This is a genomic window from Parvibaculum sp., assembly GCF_049671045.1.
Lineage (GTDB): Bacteria > Pseudomonadota > Alphaproteobacteria > Parvibaculales > Parvibaculaceae > Parvibaculum.
This window is the reverse complement of the sequence record NZ_JBATUH010000135.1, coordinates 1-7,501: the sequence shown is the minus strand read 5'-3', so window position 1 is coordinate 7,501 and position 7,501 is coordinate 1. Positions and strand designations below refer to the sequence as shown.

The following is a 7,501-nucleotide window of genomic DNA, read 5'->3' as shown; positions in this document are numbered from 1 at the left end:
GGCGGCGGCGACGCGGGCCGCCACTTCGGCCGAGCCCTCGGCCGGCGGCGGCAGCGCGAGATCGGCGGGCGAGACGGGCGGCACTTCGACATGAATGTCGATGCGGTCGAGCAGCGGCCCTGAAAGTTTCGACTGATAGTCGCCGACGCAGCGCGGCACGCGCGGACAGGCGCGCGAGGCATCGCCCGCATGCCCGCAACGGCATGGGTTCATCGCCGCGATGAGCTGGAAGCGCGCCGGATAGGTCACATGCGCATTGGCGCGGGCGACCACGGCCTCGCCCGTCTCAAGCGGCTGGCGGAGCGAATCCAGCACCTGGCGGGGAAACTCCGGCAATTCGTCGAGAAAGAGCACGCCGCGATGGGCGAGCGAAACCTCGCCCGGCTTCGCCTTCAATCCGCCGCCGACAAGGGCCGCCATGGACGCCGAATGATGCGGCGCGCGGAAGGCCCGCGACCGGCCCATGCCGGTTGCGGAGAGTTCGCCCGCGATCGAGGCGATCATGGACACTTCGAGCATCTCGCGCGGCGAGAGCGGTGGAAGGATGCCGGGCAGGCGCGAGGCGAGCATGGACTTGCCGGAGCCGGGCGGGCCGACCATCAGCATGTTGTGACCGCCCGCCGCCGCCACTTCGAGCGCGCGCCTGGCGCTCTCCTGTCCCTTGATGTCGCGCAGATCGGGCACGGCGCGGCCCTCCGCCGACTTCATGGGCCGGGGCTCGGCCAAGACCTGTGTGCCCTTGAAATGATTGACGAGCTGGATGATCGAACGGGGCGCGAGGACGCCGCCGGGATTGTCGGCGCCCATGCCCGCCCAGGCTGCCTCGGGTCCACATTCATCGGGGCAGATGAGGCCGCGGCCGCGCCCATTGGCGGCGATGGCGGCCGGAAGCGCGCCCGCCACGGCATTGATCGCGCCGTCGAGCGACAATTCGCCGATGACGACATAGCGCTCGAGCTCCTGCGCCGGAAGCACGCCCATGGCGACGAGAAGCCCGAGCGCGATGGGAAGGTCGTAATGGCTTCCCTCCTTGGGCAGATCGGCGGGAGCTAGATTGACGGTGATGCGCTTCGGCGGTAGGCCGAGACCGATCGCGGACAGGGCGGCGCGGACACGCTCGCGGCTCTCGCCCACGGCCTTGTCGGCAAGCCCGACGATCGAAAAGGCGGGCACGCCGCCCGCGATCTGAACCTGAACGTCGACCGGCCGCGCCTCGACACCCAGAAACGCCACCGTCTCGATATGCGCGACCATGCCCCTGCCCGCCCCCTGTTTATGGGAAGAGATTAGCCAAGGGTAAAATCATGCGCAAGAACGAAAAGAGAACTCATCCGGCCAGGCTGACGCCGACGAGATGGCCGATGCCATAGGTGACGCAAGCCGCGGCAAAGCCGATGGCAAGCTGGCGCAAGGCGGAGAAGAGAGCGCCGCGCCCGGTGAAAAGCGAGGTGCCCGCCCCGATCCCGGCAAGGGCCAATCCGCTGAGCCCGAGGCTCGCAAGAAGTGCGGCGGGACCTCCGAGAAGGAAATAGGGCGCGACCGGAAAGATCGCGCCGAAGGAAAACAGCAGGAAGGAGACGCCCGCCGCGCCCCAGGCCGAGCCGCCAAGCTCCTGCGGGTCGATGCCGAGTTCCTCGCGCACCAGCGTGTCGAGCGCCGTCGACTTCTCGGAGAGGAGCTGGCTTGCGAGCGCGCGCGCCTCCGCCTCGGAGAGCCCCTTGGCCTGATAGATGAGGACGAGTTCCTCCTTCTCCTCCTCCGGCACCTCCTCGAGTTCCATGGCCTCGGTCTCGATCTGCTTCTGATAAAGCTCGCGGGAGGAATTGACCGAGAGCCATTCGCCCATCGCCATGGAACAGGCGCCCGCGACGAGCCCCGCAAGGCCGGTGAGCAGGATCGACGCATTCGAGGCTTCGGCCCCCGCGACGCCCATGACGAGCGAGAGGTTCGAGACGAGGCCGTCATTGGCGCCGAGCACGGCAGCGCGAAGGCTGTTGCCGCCCATGGCGCGGTGGCGGCCTTCGAGCCGCGCGATGGTGCCGCCTTCAAGACCTGTTCGCGGATTGGCGATGGCGGAGAGAAGACGCGCATGGCTTCGCTCGGCCTGGGGCAGGCCGCCTGCCACCGCCTCCGGTTGCTTGTCGTAGCCGCCGCTATCGGACTGTTCGAGCGTGCTGATGACGGGGAGAACGAAGGCCGGCCCGAAGCGCCGGGCGAGGAAGGCGAGCGCGCGGGTCCTGAAGCCGGGCCTCAGGCCCGGAATGCGAGCGCCGAGCCGCGTGAGCTCCTTCTCCCAATATCTGGCGTGGCTTTCCTCGACAGCGGCGAGGCGGCGATAGACCTCGGCGAGCTTCGGATCGGTTTCGACTTCGGCAAGCGCCCGGTAGAGGCTTGCGCCATCGACTTCCCCTTGCAGGTTCTCGCGATAGCGCGTGCGCTTGTCCGAAGCATCCATTCCTACCTCCGCGCCTCGATCGCGTCCCAGACCATGGCGGCGATATTGGTCTGGTCGAAGCGGTCGATCTCCTGGATGCCGGTCGGCGAGGTGACGTTGATCTCGGTCAGATAGTCGCCGATCACGTCGATGCCGACGAAGATGAGGCCGCGCTTCCTGAGGTCGGGGCCGATGATCTCGCAGATCTCATGCTCGCGCTTCGTCAGAACGGTCTTTTGCGCCATGCCGCCGACATGAAGATTGGAGCGCGCCTCGTCGGCCGCCGGCACGCGATTGACGGCGCCAACGGGCTTTCCGTCAACCAGGATGATGCGCTTGTCGCCCTTGCGCACATCGGGGAGATATTGCTGCACGATGACAGGCTCGCGGTTCATCTGGCCGAACATTTCGAGCAGCGAGTTCAGGTTCTCGTCGCCCTCGCGCAGGCGGAAGACGCCCATGCCGCCATTGCCGAACAGGGGCTTCACGATGACATCGCCGAACTCGCGGCGGAAGGCGCGGATCTCCTGCGGGTCGCGGCTGATGAGCGTCGGCGGGAGAAGCCCCTCGAAGCGGATCGCGAAGAGCTTCTCCGGCGCGTTCCTCACCTCGGCCGGATCGTTCACCACGAGCGTGCGGGGATGGATCGTCTCGAGCATATGGGTCACGGTGATGTAGCCCATGTCGAAAGGCGGATCCTGACGCATCAGCACGACATCGAATTTTTCGAGTTCGAACTTTTCGAGGCTGCCGAGCGTCGAATGGTTGCCGACCTCGCGGCGCAGCGTCATCGAGCGGCCGCGGGCATAGACGCGCCCGTCGCGCATGGAGAGCTCGCGCGGCTCGTAATAATAAAGCTCGTGGCCCCGCGCCTGCGCCTCCAGACCCAGCGCGAATGTCGAATCCGCATTGATGTTGATCGTATGGATCGGGTCCATCTGAATGGCGACTTTGAGGCTCATGGAGGCTCCGGGCTTCTGATAGCGGTGATGTCGATGGCGTACTTCTAGCGTATTTCGCTACTATATGATCATTGCAAGATGGTAGGCGGCCCGCAATGAGGCGGGAGCGGCGACCATCGGGCGGCGAATGTCCGGAGTACCGCGCAGGATGAACGATCTCGTCACTTTCGGCCTGACCGCGCTTGCGGGCTATTTCGCCATCGCCAATCCGATTTCAAGCACCCCGATCTTCATCGCGCTGACATCGGGCGAGGATAGCCGCATCCAGCGGCTCATCGCCCAGAACAGCGTACTGACGGCGCTCACCGTGGTCATCCTGTTCAGCGTCGCGGGCAAGCTCATCTTCGAGACGTTCGGCGTCACCATCGCCGCGCTGCGGATCGCAGGCGGCATACTCGTCTCGATCATCGGCTTTCAGATGCTGCAGGGCCGCTCCTCGGCGGCGCATATTCCGCATCAGGTGGAAGGAGAGGGGACGCCGCCGCCAGACGTGTTGCAGGCCCGGCTTTCCGTCGCCATCTCGCCGCTCGGCATGCCGATGATCGCGGGGCCGGGCACGATCGCGACGGCGGTGAGCTTTTCGGCGCATCCGGGCTTTGCCTATACGCTCGTCTCGATCGGCGCCTTCGCGGTGATCGCGGGCGTGACCTATCTGATGTTCCGCCAGGCCCACAAGATCGTGCGCGCGCTCGGGCAGACGAACATGACCGTCATCACGCGGCTCATGGGCCTCATCGTCGCCACCGTCGGCGTCGAGATGGTTCTGACCGGAACGGGCGAGGCGATCCGCGCCTTCATCATGACGATGCAATCCATGCCCATGCCGCGCCCGGACGGCTTCTAGCAGCGGCCCGACTCTCGTACCGGCCAGAGCTAGACGAGGCCGCGGCGGACCGCTTCGATGGCGGCTTCCGCGCGCGAGGAGACGTTGAGCTTCCTATAGATCGACTTCACATGGTCGCGCGCGGTGTGCTCGCTGATGCCGGCTTCGCGCGCTATGTCCTGAATGCGCATGCCCAGCGCCAGCAGCGAGAGCACTTCCATCTCGCGATTGGTCAGCGAGACGCCGCGCTGCGGCACGCCGACCATCCGGAAATGATCGATCATCCGGCGGGCGACCGCGGGCGACAAGGCGGGCTCGCCCTGCCTGATGCGGACGAATTCGCGCTTGAAGGTTTCAGTCGGGTCGTCCTTCAGCAGATAGCCCCGAGCGCCCGCCGCTATGGCCTCGAAGATATGCGCATCGTCGCCATAGATGGTGGTGACGATCGGCAGAGTGTCGGGGAAGTCCCGCGCGAGACGCCGGATGAGATCGGTGCCGGAGCCGTCGGGCAGGCCGAGATCGACGAGAGCGAGGTCGAGCGTGTGCTCGTCTCTGGCGAATTTGTCGAGGAACCGCTGAGCCGCGGCGAGATTGCCGAAGGTCACCGCGGAATGGTCGGGGAAAACCTCCTTGCAGACCTCGACGAGCCAGTCCCGGACCGCCGCTATGTCCTCGACGATCAGCGCATGGCGCGTCATGGCACCAGCCCCCTGAAAGGCAGGGCGAGTTCGATCCGCAGGCCCGTTCCATCCTCCGGCCTTGCGAAGCGGACCGAGCCGCCGACGAGATCGACGCGGCGCCTGATATTGGCAAGGCCGCTGCCGGAGACATGAGCATCGGGATCGAAGCCGGTGCCGTCATCCTCATAGGCGAGCCGAAGACCGCCATCCGAAAGCGCGATGGCGATCGAAAGATTCCTCGCCCCCGAATGGCGAATGGCATTGCTCACGATCTCGCGGTGGCAGGAGACGAGATGCTTGTAGACGCCGTAATCGAAGGCGGAGCCATGGGCGGATTTCAGCCCCTCGAACGTCCAGTGCAGTTCGATGCCCGCATGATCGAGCCGCTGCGCCGTCTCGTGCCGGAGATCGGCGAGCACGGTGCCGGCGGGCAGCCTGTCGCCCGCAAGGCCGACGGCGATCGTCCTGATATCCGCCATGGCAGCGCGAATGATGTTCCGGACCTCGGCGAGGCCGGTCTGATGAAGCCCGGTGAGCAGCCTTGCGCCGACATCGTCGTGAAGGTCGGCCGCGATGCGGCGGCGCTCTTCCAGCGCGCCGCGCTCATAAGCGTTCCGGCCCGCCTCGGCATGCTGCATGAGGCCGACAAGCTGGCCCGCGGTGAAAAGATGCGAGGCGCCGAAGAGGCCGCGACCGCTCCAGGGATAGACGAGCCGGAGCGCAGGCAGGCCTGCAACGGCCGGGATCGCGAGTTCAAGACCGTCCTGCCGGATCTCGGGCACCGGCGGGGCCGCGTCGACGACCTCGCAAACGAGAGGATCGAAGAGGCGTTGCAGCACGCCGCGCCATTGCGCGTCGCGCTCCGTGCCGGGTGGCGTGAACGCGACCTCGACGCCCGCCTCGAAGAGCATGTTGACATCGACCGGCGCGCTTTTCGAAAACCGTCTGGACAGTCCGTCACGCAGCGGCAGATAGAGAAGCGACACCGCCACCAATGCGATGCCGAATGCAGGCGTGCGATCGAGCGACAGCGAGAGCACGAGCACGGCGTCGAGCAGGATGAGCAGCAACACGCCCATCGCGTAGAAGAGAACGCGGAAGGCCCATTGTTCCAGCTCGAAAAGCCGGTAGCGCGCGACGCCCACGCCGAGCCCGACATAGATGAGCAGGAAGAAGAGGAACGCATAGCCCTGTGAAACGGTGACCGGCACGCCGAAAAGCGTGGGCGCGGTGACGGTGAGGATGAAGGCGCCGCCGCCGATCATCACGGAAAGGCCGAGCCAGTTGAGAAGCGCGCGGGCGCGCGGGTCCTTGCGCGTCGCGCGGTACTGCCACCCGGCGCAGAGGAAGATCAGCGCCATCTCGACGATGATGGCGAGATGGACGCCATAGACCGGTGCGGGAAGAAGCCAGAACAGGTCGAGCGCGATCCAAAATCCGGAGATGGCGAAGAGAACCCGCAGCAGGCGCATCGGGACCGTTCGCACCGGATAGCTCAGAAAGAAGGCGATCATCACCGCGCCGAAGGCGACCGCGCCCATGTGATTGATGGCGGAAAGAAACCTTGTCAGGCCGGCATCGAGCGCGAGCTCTCGCGAACTGTAGATCGCGGCGGAGAGCGAAGCGACGTAAACGGATATACCGGCTGCGCCATAAAGCACCGCTCCGGGATCGAAGCGGCGCAGGCTCCATATCCATGCGCCGATGAGAAGGCTCGCCGCGCCGACAAAGCACTGGACCCAGAAATGCGCGGGCAGATCCCCGACCGAGCCCCGGGCGGGCGCGATCTCCGCCGTTTGCAAAACGCCGCCGGGCGCCGCGAACGCGACTGCAATCGGCCCGTCGCGCAGCGCCTCCATGACCGCCGCCTGACGCGCATAGAACTCGCTCAGCAGATTGTAGCTGTCGAAGGCGTCGGGCTCTTCGGCAATATCCATTGCATTGAGCTCGACCGGCTCACCGCTGCCGCCTCGAATGGAGAGGAGATGGCTTCCGACGGGCAGGGCGGCGCCCGGCCCCTCGCCGTCAACACCGCGAATGATGACGCGCTCGCCATCGGCCGCGAGAGTGAGGCCGAGACTCGGCGCCGAGAGGACGAGCATAACCGCCGCGAAGGTCGTGAGCAGCCCGACCAGCAAGGCGGCGAAAGCAACGATCCATGGCCGGGCGAAACAGGTTTCAAGAAATCTTCCCGGTCCTGAACGCAAATCGGAGCGGGGCGGAATTCGCACGTCAGAGAATTGTTGCCCGGCCAAACGATGCTTCGCCTTTCATTGAGGTCTGCGAACCGATCTTACTTCGCCGGAGAATATAGCCGAGCTCCCTATGCGGAACAAAAGCCGGAGGGCCGCTAGTTGAGCTTCGACCTGAGGCGCCGCAGCGCCTCTTCGGCCATGCCCGCGATCCGCATCTCGCCATCGTCCGACGCCATGCTGCGGCAGATCTCGAAGGCGGCGGCGGCGGCGGCCATGCGTCCCGCATGGACCTCGATGCGCCCCAGCTCGAAGTGAAGGCCGGCGCGGCGCGGCGCCAGCCAGATCATCCGTGTGACGACGAGGCGGGCATGATCGAGTTCGCCGAGGCGGATGGCGCGGCTCAATAT

The 7,501-nt window shown here is 66.0% G+C and carries 7 protein-coding genes; 1 reads left to right on the top strand and 6 read right to left on the bottom strand.

What is annotated here, in order from left to right; genetic code table 11:
- The 3 genes from WBG82_RS15805 to gshB all read right to left on the bottom strand — a co-directional run.
- Positions 1-1,254: YifB family Mg chelatase-like AAA ATPase (locus tag WBG82_RS15805; protein ID WP_424425872.1), on the bottom strand; the 1,254-nt coding region annotated here is incomplete at its 3' end.
- A gap of 73 nt (positions 1,255-1,327) precedes the next feature.
- Positions 1,328-2,455 (bottom strand): VIT1/CCC1 transporter family protein, encoded by a 1,128-nt coding sequence (locus tag WBG82_RS15800; RefSeq protein ID WP_424425870.1) that lies wholly within the window; start codon positions 2,453-2,455, stop codon positions 1,328-1,330.
- Positions 2,456-2,457: 2 nt separating this feature from the next.
- On the bottom strand, positions 2,458-3,396 hold the full coding sequence (gshB, locus tag WBG82_RS15795; RefSeq protein WP_424425868.1) for a glutathione synthase: 939 nt from the start codon (positions 3,394-3,396) through the stop codon (positions 2,458-2,460).
- 148 nt (positions 3,397-3,544) lie between these two features.
- On the opposite strand from gshB, the gene WBG82_RS15790 reads away from it, so the two are divergent.
- A complete protein-coding gene (locus tag WBG82_RS15790; protein WP_424425866.1) occupies positions 3,545-4,240 on the top strand; it encodes a MarC family protein in 696 nt (231 codons plus the stop codon).
- Positions 4,241-4,269: 29 nt separating this feature from the next.
- Here the strand turns inward: WBG82_RS15790 and WBG82_RS15785 are convergent, their stop codons facing one another.
- From WBG82_RS15785 to WBG82_RS15775, 3 genes are all read right to left on the bottom strand, one after another.
- The gene (locus WBG82_RS15785) at positions 4,270-4,917 is read right to left on the bottom strand and encodes a LuxR C-terminal-related transcriptional regulator (protein WP_424425864.1); all 648 of its coding nucleotides are present in this window, start codon (positions 4,915-4,917) and stop codon (positions 4,270-4,272) included.
- Positions 4,914-7,037: a sensor histidine kinase gene (locus WBG82_RS15780; RefSeq protein WP_424425862.1), complete on the bottom strand. Its 2,124-nt coding sequence runs from the start codon at positions 7,035-7,037 to the stop codon at positions 4,914-4,916. Before WBG82_RS15780 ends, WBG82_RS15785 begins: the two co-directional genes overlap by 4 nt.
- A 212-nt stretch (positions 7,038-7,249) precedes the next feature.
- Positions 7,250-7,501, bottom strand: a 252-nt coding sequence (locus WBG82_RS15775; protein ID WP_424425860.1) for a tetratricopeptide repeat protein, incomplete at its 5' end; no start/stop codon positions are given.